This window comes from Mycobacterium sp. NGS69, assembly GCF_059812165.1.
The window spans coordinates 228,003-246,105 of record NZ_JCALCD010000004.1; the positions used below are offsets into that span (position 1 = coordinate 228,003).

Below are 18,103 nucleotides of genomic sequence, written 5' to 3' on the forward strand. Positions count from 1 at the left end.
GACGCCTCAACCTGCAACCGGCGTGCTGTCCCGGGCGCTACTCTGCACATCCGCATGCCGCGGCTGGTACAGCAGCGCACGAACCAGCGGGCGCGGCCCGACGGACCGAAGCATCTGGCTGGCCGGGCGAACCCGTACCCGCTTCGGCCACCAGAACCAGCGTCCCATCACCGTCATGATCGACGGCGTGATCAGCGATCGCACGACGAAGGTGTCGAACATCAGGCCGAGCCCGATCGTCGTGCCGAACTGGCCGATCGCCCGCAGATCACTGGTGATCATCGTGGCCATGGTGACGGCGAACACGAGACCGGCGGCCGTCACCACCGGGCCGGTGAGCCCCATGCCGCGGATGAGACCCGTTTTCAGGCCCGCCCCGATCTCCTCCTCGATTCGGGACACCAGCATCAGGTTGTAATCCGACCCCACCGCCAAGAGCACGATCAACGCGAATTCGGTTGCGACCCAGTGTAACTGGAAGTTGAGCAGGTGCTGCCAGATCAGTGTAGAGAACCCGAAGGCCGCTCCCAGCGACATCACGATCGTGCCGACGATCACGCCCGCGGCGACCAAGGCTCGGGTGACGATCACCATGATGATGAAGATGAGAACGATCGAGGCCACCCCGGCGATCATCAGGTCGTATTTGGCGCCGTTGGCGATGTCGTAAAACGTTGCGGCCGTACCGCCGAGGTAGATGTCGGCGTTCTGCAACGAGGTGAGTTTGATCGCCTCCTTGGCCGCTTGGCGCTCCTTGTCGACCGACGAAATTCCTTCCGTCGTCGCCGGATCCACGGAGTGGGTGATGATGAAACGAGCGGCTTTGCCGTCCGGCGACACCATCAAGCGCAACCCCAACTGGAAGTCGGGGTTGTCGAAGATCTCGGGTGGCAGGTAGAACAGGCTCTCCACCTGAGAGTTGTTGAAGGACTTGCCCATCACGGCGCTCGTGTCGGTCAGCTTGTCGAACTGATCGATCAGGCTGTCGAACGAGCTGTAAATGGTCAGCGTCGTATCCCGGATCGACTTCGACACAGCGATGTTCTCGGGAATGATCGCCAGCAATTCGCGCGTGGCAGCGGCCGTGTTGGTGAGATCGCCGGTGAGGGCGTGGAACTTTTCGGCCAGCTGATCGAATCCGTCCAGGGCGTCGAATAGGCTTCGCAGCGACCAGCAGATCGGGATGTCGAAGCAGTGCTTCTCCCAATAGAAGTAACTGCGAATCGGTCGCCAGAAATCATCGAAATCCGCGATGTGGTCCCGGATTTCGTCGGTGATGGCCGCCGTCTCCGCGGTGGTCTTCGAGCTGTCCTCGGCGGCGTTGGCGAGCTTCTGGGTCACCGCGTACTGGCGCTCCAACAGGGCGATCTGAGTGTCGAGGAAACCGGTGATCTTTTTGATGTCGGCGATCCGGTCCTTCAGATAGCTCAGATTGTCCCTGATCGGAGCGCTCTGCACACTGAGCTGGAACGGGACGGATCCGTCTTGAATCGGCGGGCCCAGCGGCCTGGTGATGCTCTGCACCCGTTCGATTCCTGGCACATGAAAGATGGCTCCGGCGATCTTGTCGAGCACCAGCATGTCGGTCGGATTGCGCAGATCGTGGTCCGATTCGATCATGAGCAGGTCCGGGTTCAACCGGGCCTGGGTGAAGTGCTGATCCGCCGCGTCGTACGCGCGGATCGAGGAAGCGCTGTGTGGCAGGTAGTACAGGTCGTTGTAGCGGGGGTTGAAGCCCGCCAAGCCGATGGCGCCGACGATCGCCAGGATGACCGAAGTAGCCAGAATGGGCGCCGGCCAACGCACGATGGCCGTCGCCAGACGGCGCCACCGGGTGTAGTTGAACTTTCGCTTCGGGTCGAAAAGACCGAAGCGGCTTGCGACCACGATCAGCGCCGGCGTCAGGGTCACCCCCGCGGCTACCACCACCAGCAGACCGAGAGCGCACGGGAACGCCAACGAGCTGAAGTACGGCAACCGAGTGAATTTCAGGCAGGCGAGCGCCCCGACGATCGTCAGACCCGAGCCCAGCACCACCTTGCTGACGCCGGCGAAGGTGTCGTAGTAGGCGGCTTCGCGGTCCAGGCCCCGTTCCCGGGCCTCTTGGTAGCGGCCGACCATGAATATCGCGTAGTCGGTGCCGGCCGCGATGGCCAGCGCTGTCAACAGGTTCACGGCGAAGGTCGACAGCCCCATGATGCCGGTGTTGCCCAGCAGTGCCACCACCCCGCGCCCGGTGGCCAGTCCGACGAACAGGATCACCATCGTCAGCAGCACGGTGCCGATGGACCGATAGACGAACGCCAGCATGATCGCGATGATGACGACGGTGATGATCGTCATCTTGAACAGGCTCGCGTTGCCCACGACGATCGTGTCGTCGGTCAGGGCACCCTGGCCCGCGACGTAGGCCTTCACCCCCGCCGGCGGCTTCGAGTCCTCGACGATCTTGCGAACCGAGTCAACCGACTTGTCGCCGACGGCGCCGCCTTGGTCACCGCGCAGGTTGACCTGGACGTAGGCGGCCTTGTGGTCGTAGCTCTCCACACCCGAGGCCGTGAATCGCTGCCCCCAGAAATTCAGCGCGTGCTCGACGTGCTGGGTGTCCTGCTGCAGCTTCTTGACCAGATCGTCGTAATACCGGTGGGCGTCCTCGCCGAGCGGCTTGTCACCGACCAGGGTCACCAGGACGAGGTTGTCGGAGTCGTACTCCTTGAATTTCTCCCCGATGTGCTTCATCCCCGTCACGGACGGCGCATCAGATGGCGACAGCGGCACCGAGACGTCCTCGGCGACCTTTTCCAACTGGGGGACGAAGACGTTGACGCCGACCGCGATCAGCAGCCAGACCACGACGATCGGCAGCGCCAGGATCCGGATGGTGCGGGCCAGCCGCGGCCTGCGCTCGACTTCGGTGCGCTGCGCGACCGGGATTTCGTCCGTGTCGGCGGTGGCGGTGTCGGTCATGCGGATTTGTCCAAGCACGAGACCTGCGCATCACGCGTAGTGACCTCATGTTGATCGACCAATTTGCCGTCGACCGTTATCCGGCACCCGATAGACGGGCTGTCACCTTGGGCGACAACGTAGGCGAAGATGCCGGGCATCTCGGCGACTATCGTCTGCGACCACGGCAAGGTGGTGAAGTTGGCCTTCTGCGGTTGCGCGTCCGCATCCATCCAGTTGACGACGCCGGCGGTCCCGGGCGGTCCAAAGATTTCATAGATGGCCGTCTTGGCCGCGTACGGCGGGGTCGCATCCCGGGGATCGGGCTTGGGGATCCCCGGCCCGGGGAAGACTCCGTTGAGCCGGCCCACCGCCACGCCGCCGATGATCAGTGCCACCGCGACCACCAGCGGCACCCACGCCCGCTTAAGAAGCCTCAACACCGTCCCCCCGGTTAGGAGTTTGCGGCGAACGCAGGTGAAAACACCTGGTGTCGCCGCGGGTCGTCGCTAGCTAACGCGTTGACTGCCGAGTTAATTCCGAGCGGTGCGCGGTCGCCTCGGCCCCGCGCCGTACGTCCCGGGTCGCTGGGCGACGACGTGACGCCAGGGTGGGTTGTTCGCGCGCGACGGCACGAAGCGACGCTCAACAGCCGATGGGCATGCAAGCGTCTTCGCCACAAGGGATTTCGCACTGAGGCGCTGGCTTACTGTGTGTTGGCCTCACGCCCGTCGGTCTCATCGAGATGGCCGCGTTGTCGTGTCGCCGTGCGGCTATAGCGGGGATCGAAGACGGCTGAATTTGTTTCAGACACTCTGCAAGACGCCGATTGTTGTCACGGTGTGAAAACCATCACAGATTAAGGGCAATGGCGCGTACGCTGACCGACATGGCTACCAAGACCAAGGTCAAGACCTGCGTACATTGCGGCCATACGTTCGATCCGAACGACCGACGGCGTGACCTGTCCGATCCGGACTGGCTTCCGGCCGCGTCAGTTTATTGTTCGCATGAATGCAGTGACCGGTTCCATTGCGACTTAACACATTGCTGCTCGACCCACGTGAAAGACAAGACTCGTCGCGAAGCCGGCAAGGCCACGAGATAACGGGCGAGCTGGCCCCTGAAGTCAGCGGTCCCTGACCCTGCGCACCACGACGATCACCACGACCGAAGAGATCCCCACCAGCGAGGCGATCACCACGGGCTTCTTGACGAATTCGACCGCGCGGGCCTTCAGGTCGTCGGCGAGACGGCGAGGATTGGCGCGCTCGGCGAGTGTGTCGACGGTGGCCGCCAGCTGATCGCGGGCGACGTCGATGTCCCGCTTGATGGCCTCGGGGTCCCGGTCCGCCACGTGTCTGTCCTCCAAGTCCGCCTATGCACCTGAGGCACTACCCTAGATCAGCCGGCGATAACCCCAACGCGCCGGTGAACAGAAAGGACCCACGTTGACCGAGACCACGCGGCTCGCCGCGGGCGACAAGGCGCCCGCATTCAGCCTGCCCGACGCCGACGGCAACAAGGTGTCGCTTGCCGACTACAAGGGGCGCCGCGTCGTCGTGTACTTCTACCCGGCCGCGTCCACACCGGGGTGCACCAAGCAGGCCTGCGCGTTCCGCGACAACCTGCACGATCTCAACGACGCCGGCGTCGACGTCGTGGGCATCTCGCCCGACAAGCCGGAAAAGCTCGCCAAATTCCGGGACGCCGAGGAGCTGACGTTCCCGCTGCTATCCGATCCCGATCGCAAGGTGTTGACGGCGTGGGGAGCGTACGGGGAGAAGCAGATGTACGGCAAGACCGTCACCGGCGTGATTCGGTCGACCTTTGTGGTGGACGAGAAGGGCAAGATCGCCATCGCGCAGTACAACGTGAAGGCCGCGCACACGGCGACGAATATCGCGAAGATCATCGCCCAACTCGTCTGAGCTTACCCGGGGCGGTTTGACGTGGTTGGCGCTGTCGGACAAGGGTATTCGGGGATCGCGGCCGGACTTGGTGATTCGATCAGGGGCAAGCGGGTGGCCAAGTCGACCAAGGTCGCCTCACATCAGAGCGCCGCGGAAATAGGGCCGGCCACAATCGGCCGCTACTTTCCAGCTCTTGTGATTTCCAACTTAATGTCGACGCCCAGTTGTGGCGCGGCGTCGGCATAAACACATCGGTAAAAGGTGCGCGGACGACGCACCGCAAGTTTGAGCACTTGTTGTTACACTTCCGTGACCCACCGCCGGGGGCGTCTTCGAGGAGGAACTGGTCATGTCGTTGCTCAATGTGGTGCCGGACATTGTCACGGCGGCGGCCGGCAATTTGCAGAGTATTGGCTCCGCATTACGGACCGCCAATGTGGCGGCAGCGGCCCAGACGACGGCAATCGCGGCTCCGGCTGCAGATGAGGTGTCAGCGGCAATCACGGCGCTATTTGGTGCAAGTGCACAAGAGTTTCACGCACTTAGCGCCCAGGCCGCTTCTTTCCACGACCAGTTCGTAAGACTGCTCAACGGTGGTGCGGCGCAGTACTTGCATACAGAGGTCGCAAATGCTCAACAGACGCTAGCCAGCGCGATAAGCGCACCAGCTCAGGCCCTGCTCGACCATCCGTTGATTGGTGCGGGGCAGGGCGCTGCGGCAGCCAACGCGGCCGAGGCATTGTCGGGAACAGGATTTCCCAGCGTGAGCACCGAATCATATCTGGGAGGATTCATCACCGCGACGACGATTGATCCCGGAGGTACTCCTTGGGGTCTCAACGGGATGCAAGACACGATCACAAAGGTCTACAGCGTTAACGTTTTGGGTTTGTCCATGCCGCTCGGCTACCAGGAAATGTACGTGGCCCACGATGAGACCTCCCAAAGCGCGAGCAGCATAACTTGGACCACCTCTTCCGGCTTTGGCGTACGGGCAAGCACTGGGGTGCTTGACAAGGTGCCGAGCTATTCGCTCGTAACTCCTTTCGATGGCTTATTCCCGCCAACACCGCCGCTGCCAGACCCCTTCACACAATTCTTGCCGCCAGGCAGTTAGTCCCTGGCCGAAATCAGGGGGCATTCCTTTGGTGGCGATCAGGGAGTTACGTCGTAGATATGAACGGTTGAGGCTGTCCCTGACAACGCGGGCGATGGCACGGATCCACGGTCCATCGTTGGTGACGGAGTCAAATTTGCACCTCGATGTCAAGCCACCAGCCGCGTCGCCAAGCTGCGCCGCGACTCGTCGATCTAGCGGCACAAGAATATTGCAAGGGCAATGCGACAAAGTGGCGGCACGCTCCTAGAAGGGGAAGCGTAAGGAGTCGACCATGAAGAACGAGGAAGATCCCGAGCAGTACATCCGCGACCTGGAGCGCGGCGTCGGCCAGACGCCGGGGCCCACGCCCCAGCCGTTCAACACGGACCCGTTCCCACCACCCGGCACATGGAACGGTGGACAGTTACCCGGGCACAGCTCGCCGCCGTTTCGCGGCGTCGCGAAGCTGGCCAAAACCCCGCAAGGACGGGTGCTACTGGGGATTGCGATTGCATCCGTGCTCGCGATCGGGTGCTACGTGGCGACTCACTACAACAAGGACACCGTGCATGGACACCTCATCATGATCAACGCCGGCACGACAGGCACGATCGACTGCAACAACGGGAACCTCGAGCTGGACGGGGGCAACAACACATACACCGTCACCGGCCATTGCCTGCGGCTCGACATCCGGGGTAGCGCAAACAAAGTCACCGTCGACAGCGCGGACACCATCGGCATCATCGGCGACGACAACGCGGTGATCTACCACTCCGGCGCACCGACGATCAACAAGACAGGAAGCAACAACATCGTCTCGGAGCGCCTGAGCAACCGTTGAGAAGCTAACCCAGGTTGGCCAGCAGCAGCGCCTCGGCGATCGCCGCACGCTCCAGCACGCCCAGGTGCAGACTCTCGTTGACACTGTGCGCCTGGGTGCCCGGGTCTTCGACGCCGGTGACGAGGATCTTCGCCTGCGGGAACGCGGCGGCGAACTCGGCGATGAACGGGATCGAGCCGCCCATGCCCATGTCGATCGGCTCGGCGCCCCAGGCCTGCCGAAAGGCCGCTCGGGCGGCGTCGTAAACCGGGCCGCTGGCGTCGATGGCGTAGGGCTCGCCCTTGTCGCCGCGCGTGACGCTGACCCGCGCGCCCCACGGGGCGTGCCGCTGCAGGTGCGTGGTCAACGCGTCCAGGTGCGCCTCCGCGTCACCGCCCGGCGCTATCCGCATGCTGACCTTGGCCCGGGCCCGTGGGATGAGCGTATTCGACGCTGCCGCAACGGGTGTCGTGTCGATGCCGATCACCGTGATCGCCGGTTTGGCCCACAGCCGCTGCGGCACCGAACCCGAACCGATCTCGGACACCCCCTCCAGCACGCCGGAATCGGCGCGGACCCGCTCGGGCGGATAGTCGGGGTAATTCAGTGAGCTGATGTCGGTTTCGTGCAGGCCGGCCACGGCGACGTTGCCGTCGTCGTCGTGCAAGCTGGCCAGCAGCCGCACCAGGGCGCTCAGCGCGTCGGGAACCACACCGCCCCACAGGCCCGAGTGCAGCCCGTGGTCGAGCGTGGCGACCTCGACCACGAGGTCGACCAGCCCGCGCAGCGATACCGTGAGCGCCGGGGTGTCGGTGCTCCAATTGTCCGAGTCCGCGATGACGATCACGTCGGCGGCCAGCGCGTCGCGATGGGCGGCGAGCAAGCGGCCCAGCGACGGCGAGCCGGATTCCTCCTCGCCCTCGACGAAGACCGTCACGCCGACCGGCGGCCGGCCCCCATGCGCCCGGAACGCCGCCAAATGCGTTGCGACACCGGCCTTGTCGTCGGCGCTGCCGCGGCCGTACAGCCGCCCATCGCGTTCGGTGGGCTCGAACGGCGGCGACGCCCACTGGGTGTGGTCGCCTTCGGGCTGCACGTCGTGGTGGGCATACAGCAACACGGTGGGCGCTCCGGGCGGCGCCGGATGCCGCGCGATGACGGCCGGTGCCCCGCCCTCGCTGACGATGCGCACGTCGCCAAAACCGGCCTGCGACAACAGGTCCGCCACCGCCCGCGCGCTGCGGTGCACCTCGTCGCGCCGGGCGGGGTCGGCCCACACCGATTCGATGCGCACCAGGTCCTCGAGATCGCGGCGCACCGACGGCAACACCTCGCGGACGCGCTCCTCTATCTCGCGAGCAGACGCAGAATCGCGTAGATCGGGCGGAATTCGTGCGATTTTGTGTCTGCTCGCGCTCAAGGAGTCTCCAAGATCGCGACCGCGGCGGCGGTGTCCCCCTCGTGCGTCAGCGACACGTGGATCGTCACATCGGCCAGGTGCTTGGCGATGTCCCCGGTCAACCGGACCCGGGGCCGGCCCCACATGTCGGTGACCACCTCGATGTCGCGGTGGATGTCCTCCGGCAACACGGGCCGCTGCGCGAACCGCGACACCGACCAGGCCTTGATCACCGCTTCCTTCGCCGCCCAGCGGGCCGCCAGGTGGCGCGCAGCCGACGAGCTCTTGTCCGAGGCGTCGCGCCGCTCACCCGGAGTGAACGTCTCGGAGAACGCCGTTCCCGGTTGGTCGACTTGCTCGGCGAAATCAGGGATGGAGACGAGATCGATCCCCACACCGACAATGCCCATGGCTGGCCAGGTTAACCGATGGACGACGTCACCCGGCAGGGACCTCGTACGCGTCGTCATCACCCAGCCGGGCGGCCGGATTCAGCAGCATCGCCGCCTCCTGCCGCTTCTCCGGCGCGTCATGGTCGAAGCGACGGTCCGGGGGCCGCTGGTACATCGGCGGGCCGCCCGCGATGGCCGACACGAGCCGGCGCTGGCCGGCCAGCAAGCGCGCGTCCGCACGCCGCTGGTAGTCGGCGCGCTGCTCCGGGTCCAGCGCCGCGATGAACGCCTGCGGGTGTACCAGCGCGACGAGCCCGGACACGTGGCCGAACCCGAGGCTGGTCAGCATCCCCGCCTTGAGCGGGAACTTCTCCCCGAGCCGCAGTTTGTCTCGCACCCAGACGAAGTGTGCGGAACCCGCCAGCTCGTCGTCGACGCAGTCCAGGCTCCGGTTGGGCGGGATGACCCCGTCGCGCAGCATCTGGCACAGGCCCATCGTCTGGAAGACCGCGGCGCCGCCCTTGGCGTGGCCGGTGAGGCTCTTCTGCGACACCACGAACAACGGGGCGCCCGGCGAGCGGCCGAGCGAGTCGGCCAGCCGCTCGTGCAGTTCGGTCTCGTTGGGATCGTTGGCCAGCGTCGACGTGTCGTGCTTGGAGATCACGGCAACGTCGTCGGCGCCGACGCCGAGCTTGGCCAGTGCCCGCGCCAGCGGCGAGTCCTTGCCGCCGCGGCCCGCGCCCAGCGCACCCAGGCCCGGGGCGGGGATCGAGGTGTGCACGCCGTCGCCGAACGACTGCGCGAACGCGACCACCGCGAGCACCGGCAGGCCCATCTTGAGCGCGAGGTCGCCGCGGGCCAGCAGGATGGTGCCGCCGCCCTGGGCCTCGACGAAGCCCAGCCGGCGCCGGTCGTTGGGCCGGGAGAACTTCGAGTCGTGGATGCCCCGGCCGCGCATCATGCCGGTGTCCGCGGTGGCCGCCATGTCGCCGAAGCCGATGATGCCCTCGAGCGTCAGGTCGTCGATGCCACCGGCCACCACCATCTCGGCCTTGCCCAGCCGGATTTTGTCGAGGCCCTCCTCCATCGAGACTGCGGCGGTCGCGCAGGCAGCGACGGGGTGGATCATCGCGCCGTAGCTGCCGATGTAGGACTGAACCACGTGTGCGGCAACGATGTTCGGCAGGATTTCCTGGAAGATGTCGTTCGGCTTGTTACGGCCCAACAGGTTGCCGTGGTACAAGGTCTGCATCGACGTGCCGCCACCCATGCCGGTGCCCATCGTGTTGGCCACCAGGCTCGGGTGCACGTAGCGCATCACCTCAGCCGGGCTGAAGCCGGCGCTCAGGAACGCGTCGACGGTCGCCACGATGTTCCACACCGCCACCCGGTCAATGGAACTCGCCATGTCCTGGCTGAGGCCCCATACCGTCGGGTCGAACCCGGTGGGTAGCTGGCCGCCGACGACCCGGGACAGCTTGGTCTTTCGCGGCACCCGGATCTCGGTGCCGGCCTTGCGGATGACCTGCCAGTCGCTGGAGTCGGGCACCGGCCGGATGATCGTGTGCTCCGGGTCGAACTCTGCGAAGGCGCGCGCGTCGGCCTCTGAGGACACCACGAAAGCGAAGTCCTTGTCGAGGAACACCGACACCAATAGCGGCGACGCGTGGTCGGGGTCGATGGCGCCGTCGTCGACGAACTCGCGGATGCCGCATCGTTCCACGACGGTGTCGTGGTAGCGCTCGACGAGCTCGGACTCGTCGACCAGGTCACCGGATTCGGTGTCGTACCAACCGGGTTGGGGGTCGTCCTCCCAGCGGATCAGCCCGGTGGTCCAGGCCAGCTCGAGGACGCCGGCGGCCGACAGCTCGTTGTCGACCTCCATCTCGAACCGGGTGCGCGACGAGCCGTACGGTCCGAGCTCGGCGCCGCCGACGATCACCACCAGGTCGGCGGGGTCGACGTCGAGGTCATCCCATTCCGGCGGCGGTGCCGGCCGGTAGCCGCGCGGCGGGGATGGCAGCGCGCGAATGGTTCCCGCGGCGGCGTCATCGTCGTCGTGGGCGGCCTCGGCCGACATCTCCTCGCGCGCCTTGGCGGCCAGTTCGGCCATGTCGAGGTCGGCGCCGGCGAGCCCGCCGGTCAGGTCGGCCGCGATCGGCTTGCTGGCCGCGGCCACCTTGGACTCCACGTCGCACAGGCTCAGCAGCATCGCGGCCATTTCGTCGGTGGAGTAGGTGGTGACGCCGGCCTCCTCGACGGCGGAGACGATCGCGTCGTTGTGGCCCATCAGGCCGGTGCCGCGGGTCCAGCCAATCAGCGCGTGCGCCAAGCTGACTCGGGCCGCCCACGACGACTCGGCGTGCCAGCGGCTCACCAGCGCGTCCAGCGCCGACTTGGCCTCGCCGTAGGCGCCGTCGCCGCCGAACATGCCGCGGTTGGGCGAGCCCGGCAGGACCACGTGCAGGCGCGACGCGATGTCGCGCTCGGCGCCGATCTTCGACAGTCCGCCGATCAACCGCTGCACGGCCCACAACAGGACCTTCATCTCCATCTCGGAGCGCGCACCGGCCTCGGACAGGTCGCCGGCGACCCGCGGCGCGGCGAACGGGAACAGCAGCGTCGGGGTCTGGCCGTCCTTGATGTGAATCGATTGCGGCCCAAGGCTTTCGGTCTGCTCGGTGCCGACCCACTCGACCAATGCGTCGATATCGGAGTAGGACGCCATGTTGGCCGCCACCACCCACAACGCGGCGCCGTAACGGGCGTGGTCGCGGTAGAGCCCGCGGTAGAACGCCAGCCGTTCGTCGTCGAGCTTGGATGTCGTCGCGATGACGGTGGCGCCACCGTCGAGCAGTCGTGCGACCACCGACGCCGCGATCGACCCCTTGGACGCGCCCGTCACGACGGCGACCTCGCTGCTGGACGGACCCGGCAGCGGGTTCTCGGCGCCAGCGGCGATGCGGCCGTACAGCGACGCGTGGATCTGACGGCCGGCGGCCAGCGACTTGCCCTGCCACCAGGTGGCCTGGGTGGCGACGACGTGGCCGGCGCCCTCGAACCGCTCGGACAGCCGCATCCAGTCGGCGTCGATGTCGCCTTCGTCGGCCAGCCAAAGCTTGACCAGGTCCTCGCGGGCGCTGGCCCAGCGGTCGTCGAACACGACGGCCTTCTTGGCGTCGAACACCGGAGCGACCAAACGCGGCCAGTCCGCGCCCAATTCGGCGGTGACCAGGTCGATGAGCTCTGCATCGCTGGCCGCCGGCGACACGCTGACCGGATCGTCGAGGCCCAGCTGGCCCAGCACCAGGCGGGCCGCCGAGGCCAGCACGCCGTCGCGCCCGGTGATCTGGTCGGTGAATTCGGAGAGGGCGGCCGCGTCGACGGTCGCGCCGCCGCCACCACCGGCCGACGGCAGCGTTACTGAGACCCCGTGCCGCGCGGCGACCGCCGTGACCGCCGCGTCGATGACCTTGTCGACCGAGGCGCCATCGGCCAGTGCGCCCTCATGCAGGTGGCCGATCGCGCCGCCGCGAACGCTGGTGCCCTCGCGGGTGCCCAGCGCAACCTCCACGGTGACGTGCTTGACCCAGCCGTCCCCGAGCTCCCAGGTCTTCTTGACCCGATCGGCGATCGCGGCCGGCCGCTTGCCCGACGGTCCCAGAACCGTGCGCAGCTGATCGTTGATCGCGTCGGAAAGCACTGGGCCGTAGGGCTTGTAGGTGCGCGCCAGCTTGGTCACCTGCGAGCGCAGGCCGGCTAGATCGGCCTCCGCGGCGCCGTCGATCGCGCCGAGGTTCAGCTCCGAGCCGAGGTCCACCAGCAGCTGGTTGCGCCGCGACGACGCCCCGTCGGTGATGGACTCGATGGAGTCGAGCTGTTCGATCTGGTCGATGCGCATCTTGGCCGACAGCGCGATCAGCGCCAGGGTGGCGTCGGCGGCGTCGAACGTGAGGTCGTCCGGTCGGGCGGCCCCCGACGGAGCGGCAGGCGCCGAAACCGGTGCGGCCGCGGCCGTTTCCGGCACGTCCGCGGTGGCTGTGGCGGCGTCGTCGACCTCGTCCTCTGGCTCCGGCTCCGGGTCGGTGTCGGTGGCGAACAGCACGGCGGCGTCGCGCTCGGCGTTGAGCACTTCCACTGTGCTGTGCGCGTATTCGGGCAGCTTGAGGGTGTTGGTGGCGAGGCCGGCGACGGTCGGCGCCGACTTCACACCGATCTCGACGAACCGCTCAACACCGAGACCGCCCGCGGCCTCTTCGGTGAAGAGCAGGTCCTGGGTCTCGATCCAGCGCACCGGGCTGGCGAACTGCCAGGCCAGCAGCTCGATCAACACCTTGCGGGCCAGCTCGGCTGGCCGCTCGCGACGCCAGGTGTCGTAGTCGGCGAGGATCTCGTCGAGCGGCTCGGCGGGCACCAAATCCCGGATCTCCTGGACGAAGTCGCGGTCCAGTGTGAACGGTCTCGGCACCAGGTTCGGGATGTAGCGGCCGATGATGATGCCGGGGTCCTTGTCGCGCGGCATGACCCGCTCCAACGCTCGCCGGAAGTCGGCCACCCCCACCCGCAACACCCGCGAGTGGAACGGCACGTCGATGCCCGGCACCAGGATGAACGAGCGCCGTCCGCCGGTGAGCTCGCGCCGGCGCTCGACCTCGGCCTCCAGGGCCTCCAGGCCGCGGACCGTACCGGCGATCGCGTACTGCGAGCCGCGCAGGTTGAAGTTCACGATCTCGAGGAATTCACCGGTGCTCTCGGCGATTCCGGCGACGAACGCGGGAACTTCCTCGTCGGGCAGGTCGATCTGCGAGGGCCGGATCGCCGCCAGCCGGTAGTTGGAGCGACCCAACTCGTCGCGGGGCACGATGTCGTGCATCTTCGACCCGCGGTGAAACACCATCTCCAGCAAAGCTTCCAGCTCGTAGATGCCCGTCACGCAGGCCAGGGCGGTGTACTCACCGACCGAGTGACCGCACGCGATGGCGCCTTCGACGAATGCGCCCTGCTCGCGCATCTCAGCGACCTGCGCGGCGGCCACCGTCGCCATCGCGACCTGGGTGAACTGGGTCAGGTACAGCACGCCCTCGGGGTGGTTGTAGTGCACGCCGCTGGCGATGATGCTGGTCGGGTTGTCGCGCACCACGTGGAGCACCGAGAAGCCCAGCGTGTCGCGGGTGAACTTGTCGGCGGCGTCCCACACCTTGCGCGCCGCCTTGGACCGGCCGCGCACCTCCATGCCCATGCCCTTGTGCTGGATGCCCTGGCCGGGGAACGCGTAGACGGTCCTCGGCGAGCCCAGCCGCGCGGTAGCCGACATCACCAGGTCCGAGCCGACCCGCGCGGCCACCTCCAAAACCTCGGCGCCCTGGTCGATTCCGACGCGATCCACCCGGAAATCGACCTCGTCGCCCGGGCGGACCATGCCCAGGAACCGCGCGGTCCAGCCGACCAGGCTAGCGGGCGGGCGGGCCTTGCCGTCGGTGGCGGTCGCCGCATGCTGCGCCGCGGCCGACAGCCACATGCCGTGCACGATCGGCGATTCCAGGCCCGCCAGCAGCGCGGCCGCCCGATCGGTGTGAATGGGGTTGTGGTCACCGGACACCACCGCGAACGGGCGCATGTCGACCGGCGCGGCCAGCGTCACGTCGCGGCGGCGACGGCGCGGGGTGTCGGTCGCGTTCTCCGAGACCGCGCCGCCGGCCCGGACCGGATCGGTGAGCTCGGCCGCACCGGTGCGCCCGAGGATCGCGAAACGCTCGGCCAGCGTGGCGATTACCGCGCCGCCCGCATCCGAAATAGTCACCGACACCGGAACCACCCGGCCCATGTCGGTGTCGACCGCGCCGGAAGCCGTTGCGGTGACCGTCAATTGGGCCCGCTCCGTCGGCAGAGAGCCGACCACGTGGGCGGCGTGGTCCAGATGCACCAGGCTCAGCAGGCCCTCCACCACCGGGACGCCAGAATCGGTGACCGCCGAGCCGATCGCCGCGAAAACGGCGGGCCAGCAAGGGCCGACGAGCGCGTCGGGGACGGTGGTGAGGCTCGGTGCCAGCGGCTCGCCGAAGATGGCTGTGACCCCGGTGTGATCCGCGACCCGCTCGGGATCCCAGTCCACCGTCAGGGTGGCCGTCCCGTCGGTGACGGCGGGCAGGAAGTCCGGCCCGTCGACACCCGCGGCGATCGCCAGGACCGCGCGCATGGCTGTGGCGGCATCCTCGGTGGACACGACCGGGGTGCCGCCGTCAACGGTGTTGGCGGGCAACCGGAATGGGATGTCGACCCACGCGCCCGACACGGGCACGCTCAGCACGACGGCGTCGCCGTTGACCCGGAGCCGCGCACCGGTCGAGGAGTGGGTGGCGCGCTGGCTTTCGGGTCCGTCGTGCACCAGCCAGTCGCTCGGCTGGGCGATTCGATGAACGGGGTTGGTCGTGGTCCGGCCGGCCCACTGCACGTCCGGGGCGTCGAGCACGACGGCCAGCGGTCCGATCACGTCGGTGCGACCGCGCCGGCGCGACGTGACGGCTCGGGGCTCCGCACCCGCGGCCAAGGCCTCTTCGATGGCGGTCTGCTCGAAGCGGTCCAGCAACTCGCCGACGGGTTCGTCCATCCGGGTGATGCCGGCCACCGCCGCGGTCCCCGGGATGATGCACACCTGGTCGGCGTCGTAGCGGGCATCGTGGGCCTGCCACAGCGAGTCACTGCGCCACCAGCGCCGCACGTCCTTGTCGATGACCGGCACGAAGTTGACCGGCTTACCCAGCGTCTTGCACAACGTGACAAAGAAGGGCACATCGGCCGGGTGCAGCTGCACCGTTTCGGCGTCCGGGTGGTGCGCGAGCAGCGTCGCGATCGCCTCGTCGGGGCTCTCCAACAGGGCCGCGTCATCGAAGGCCGTCTCGATCGGGCCGAAATCCATTGGGTGCAAACGCGCCTCGGCGCGCTGCAGCATCTGCTGGAAACGGTCACGCCACGTGTCGGCCAGCCAGGGGCTGCCGGGCGACGCGGTGTCCGCGGTCGAATCGCCCTCGCCGATGGTCAATTCGACGTACCTGCGCAACCACTGCAGGTAGGTCATCTCCCCCACGTCGCCGAAGTACGGCTTGGCGGTGTTGGCCATCGCCGCGATGATCTCGTCGCGACGCTCGGCGACCGCGTCGGCGTCACCGGCGACCTCGTCGAGCAGCCGGCCGCACCGCGAGGCGCTGTTGTCGATCTCGTGGATGTCCGCGCCGAGCTGGCTGCGGCTGGAAGCCATGCCGCCCTGGGCTTTTCCGGCGCTGATCCACTGGTCGGTGCCGGTGGTTTCCACGAGCATCCGCTTGACCGACGGCGAGGTGGTGGACTCGAGCGTCGCCATCGCCGCGGTGCCGACCAGGATGCCGTCGATCGGCATCAACGGGAAGCCGTAGGCCTCGGCCCAGCGCCCGGACAGGTATTCGGCCGCCCGCTCGGGGGTGCCGATGCCGCCGCCGACGCAGACCGTGATGTTGGGCCGCGACCTCAACTCCGAGTAGGTCGCCAGCAGCAGGTCGTCCAGGTCCTCCCAGGAGTGGTGCCCGCCGGCGCGCCCGCCTTCGACGTGCATGATCACCGGCTTGGTGGGCACCTCGGTCGCGATGCGGATGACCGAGCGGATCTGCTCGACCGTGCCGGGCTTGAACACCACGTGGCTGATGCCGACGTCGTTGAGCTCGTCGATCAACTCGACGGCTTCCTCGAGATCCGGGATGCCGGCGCTGATCACCAGGCCGTCGATCGCCGCGCCGGACTGGCGGGCCTTCTGCACCAGCCGCTTGCCACCGACCTGCAGCTTCCACAAGTAGGGGTCGAGGAACAGGGCGTTGAACTGATAGGTGCGGCCGGGCTCGAGCAGGCCGGAGAGCTCCTCGACGCGGTCGGCGAAGACTTCCTCGGTGACCTGCCCGCCGCCGGCCAGCTCGGCCCAGTGCCCGGCATTGGCCGCGGCCGCCACGATCTTGGCGTCGACGGTGGTCGGGGTCATGCCCGCGAGCAGGATCGGCGAGCGCCCGGTCAGCCGGGTGAACTTCGTCGAGAGCTTGACCCGGCCGTCGGGAAGGCGGACCACGCCCGGGGCGTAGGTCGACCACGCGCGCGCGACCTCGGGGGTGGCCCCGACGGTGAAGAGGTTGCGCTGACCACCGCGGGTCGCGGCGGGCACGATGCCGACACCGAGGCCGCGGATCACCGGCGCGGTCAGCCGGGTCAGGATGTCCCCGGGGCCCAGGTCGAGAATCCAGCGTGCGCCGGCCTGGTGAACGCTCGTGATCTCGTCCACCCAGTCGACGCCGTTCACCAGGATGGCCTCGGTCAGCTTGCGGGCCAGTGCCACGTCGATGCCGACCTTCTCGGCCCAGCCGCCGACGATGTCGATGCCGTCGGCCAGCCGCGGCGTGTGGAAGCCCACCTCGACCCGGACCGGGTCGAAGACCGGTGCGAAGACGTCGCCGCCGCGGACCTTGTTCTTGCGGTCGGCATCTTCCTTTTCCGAGATCTGTTGGCAATACAGTTCGAAGCGCGAGAGCTGTTCGGGGGTGCCGGTGATGACGACCGACCGCCGGCCGTTGCGGATGGACAGCACCGGAGGCAGCACGGTCCGGACATCCTGCGCGAACTCGTCGAGCAGCCGGCGAATGCGGTCGGGGTCGGCGTTGGTCACCGACACCATCGGCGGGCGGTTGCCCAGCACGGAGATTCCGCGCCGACGGGCGACCAGCGTCCCGGCCGCGCCGATCAGCTGCGCCAGCGCCAGCAGTTCGATGTCACGAGCGCCCGCGGCGTTGAACGCCTCGACGGCGAGCACGCCCTGCGAATGCCCCACGACGGCCACCGGCGGCGTCGCGGTCCAATCCATGCCCTGCCGGGCCAGTGCGCGCGCCGCCGCGATCTGCGTGAGCAGCACGCCCGGGATGGACACCGCGGCCGACGTCAGGTGCTTGTCCGACGGGATGGGATCCTCGGCCGCCAGCGCGCGCACCCACCGCAGCGGCTCGAAACCGATCGGACGCACCACGACCAGCTCTTTGGCCACCGGCTCGAGCAGCAGTTCCACCTCACCGACCAGCGTTGCCAGGTCGGTCTCGATCCCGGCAGAGGACACCAGCTCCTCGAGGGTTTCCAGCCAGGCGCTGCCCTGGCCGCCGAAGGCGATGGCGTACGGCTCGCCGGCGGTCAGACGGTCGACCAGAGCATGGGCGTCCCCCGCAAGCGGGTGGTGCCCCCAGTGCGGGCCCTCGTTTCCGTCGCGGTCGGCGGACACCCGGTCGTGCTCGTGGATCGTCACGTTCTGTATCTCCCCTGTATGCGTCTTTACGTCTCGGTTTCGTTCGGCCGGTCGACCCCGCGGGTCGGGGCCTGGTCGGTCTCAGTCGATTCCCCGTCGAATCACAGCCGGAGGACGGCTGGCCGGTGTGCTGTCGGCGGAACGCCCCGATGGGTGGAGCGACGCGGCGGACGGCATCGGCTGTACTAAGAGTGTCATAAGGATCAGTGCCCTTTTTGCATGTTGATTGG

The 18,103-nt window shown here is 67.5% G+C and carries 9 protein-coding genes; 3 read left to right on the plus strand and 6 right to left on the minus strand.

What is annotated here, in order from left to right:
• Nucleotides 1–6: 6 nt before the first annotated feature.
• From AC5Y2S_RS13855 to AC5Y2S_RS13865, 3 genes are all read right to left on the minus strand, one after another.
• Complete coding sequence (locus AC5Y2S_RS13855; RefSeq protein ID WP_499956683.1) at nt 7–2,967, minus strand: MMPL/RND family transporter; 2,961 nt, start codon at nt 2,965–2,967, stop codon at nt 7–9.
• On the minus strand, nt 2,964–3,386 hold the full coding sequence (locus AC5Y2S_RS13860) for an MmpS family transport accessory protein (RefSeq protein ID WP_499956684.1): 423 nt from the start codon (nt 3,384–3,386) through the stop codon (nt 2,964–2,966). Before AC5Y2S_RS13860 ends, AC5Y2S_RS13855 begins: the two co-directional genes overlap by 4 nt.
• Nucleotides 3,387–4,075: 689 nt before the next feature.
• Nucleotides 4,076–4,303 carry a DUF3618 domain-containing protein gene (locus tag AC5Y2S_RS13865; protein ID WP_499956685.1) on the minus strand — a complete coding sequence of 76 codons (228 nt, stop codon included), beginning with the start codon at nt 4,301–4,303 and terminating at the stop codon, nt 4,076–4,078.
• 94 nt (nt 4,304–4,397) lie between these two features.
• Here AC5Y2S_RS13865 and bcp point away from each other — a divergent pair, with 94 nt between their 5' ends.
• The 3 genes from bcp to AC5Y2S_RS13880 all read left to right on the plus strand — a co-directional run bounded on the left by bcp (nt 4,398) and on the right by AC5Y2S_RS13880 (nt 6,802).
• Nucleotides 4,398–4,877, plus strand: coding sequence for a thioredoxin-dependent thiol peroxidase (bcp, locus tag AC5Y2S_RS13870; RefSeq protein ID WP_499956686.1), 480 nt, complete (start codon nt 4,398–4,400; stop codon nt 4,875–4,877).
• A 331-nt stretch (nt 4,878–5,208) separates the two neighbouring features.
• The gene (locus AC5Y2S_RS13875) at nt 5,209–5,976 is read left to right on the plus strand and encodes a PE family protein (protein WP_499956687.1); all 768 of its coding nucleotides are present in this window, start codon (nt 5,209–5,211) and stop codon (nt 5,974–5,976) included.
• 274 nt (nt 5,977–6,250) lie between these two features.
• Entirely contained in the window at nt 6,251–6,802 is a 552-nt protein-coding gene (locus AC5Y2S_RS13880) for a DUF3060 domain-containing protein (protein ID WP_499956688.1), read from the plus strand.
• Between the two features lie 4 nt (nt 6,803–6,806).
• On the opposite strand, the gene AC5Y2S_RS13885 is transcribed toward AC5Y2S_RS13880, so the two are convergent.
• The 3 genes from AC5Y2S_RS13885 to AC5Y2S_RS13895 are packed head-to-tail and all read right to left on the minus strand — an operon-like array spanning nt 6,807 to nt 17,873.
• Nucleotides 6,807–8,201, minus strand: a complete 1,395-nt coding sequence (locus AC5Y2S_RS13885; protein ID WP_499956689.1) for a dipeptidase — start codon at nt 8,199–8,201, stop codon at nt 6,807–6,809.
• Nucleotides 8,198–8,590 carry a holo-ACP synthase AcpS gene (acpS, locus tag AC5Y2S_RS13890; RefSeq protein WP_066928483.1) on the minus strand — a complete coding sequence of 131 codons (393 nt, stop codon included), beginning with the start codon at nt 8,588–8,590 and terminating at the stop codon, nt 8,198–8,200. The genes AC5Y2S_RS13885 and acpS overlap by 4 nt, the downstream gene beginning before the upstream one ends.
• Nucleotides 8,591–8,618: 28 nt before the next feature.
• Nucleotides 8,619–17,873 carry a fatty acid synthase subunit beta domain-containing protein gene (locus AC5Y2S_RS13895; RefSeq protein WP_499956690.1) on the minus strand — a complete coding sequence of 3,085 codons (9,255 nt, stop codon included), beginning with the start codon at nt 17,871–17,873 and terminating at the stop codon, nt 8,619–8,621.
• Between the last annotated feature and the right edge of the window lie 230 nt (nt 17,874–18,103).

Coding starts and splice junctions, on each gene's coding strand:
- AC5Y2S_RS13880 (WP_499956688.1), top strand. CDS start 6,251: ATGAAGAACGAGGAAGATCCCGAGCAGTACATCCGCGACCTGGAGCGC.
- AC5Y2S_RS13855 (WP_499956683.1), bottom strand. CDS start 2,967: ATGACCGACACCGCCACCGCCGACACGGACGAAATCCCGGTCGCGCAG.
- AC5Y2S_RS13875 (WP_499956687.1), top strand. CDS start 5,209: ATGTCGTTGCTCAATGTGGTGCCGGACATTGTCACGGCGGCGGCCGGC.
- acpS (WP_066928483.1), bottom strand. CDS start 8,590: ATGGGCATTGTCGGTGTGGGGATCGATCTCGTCTCCATCCCTGATTTC.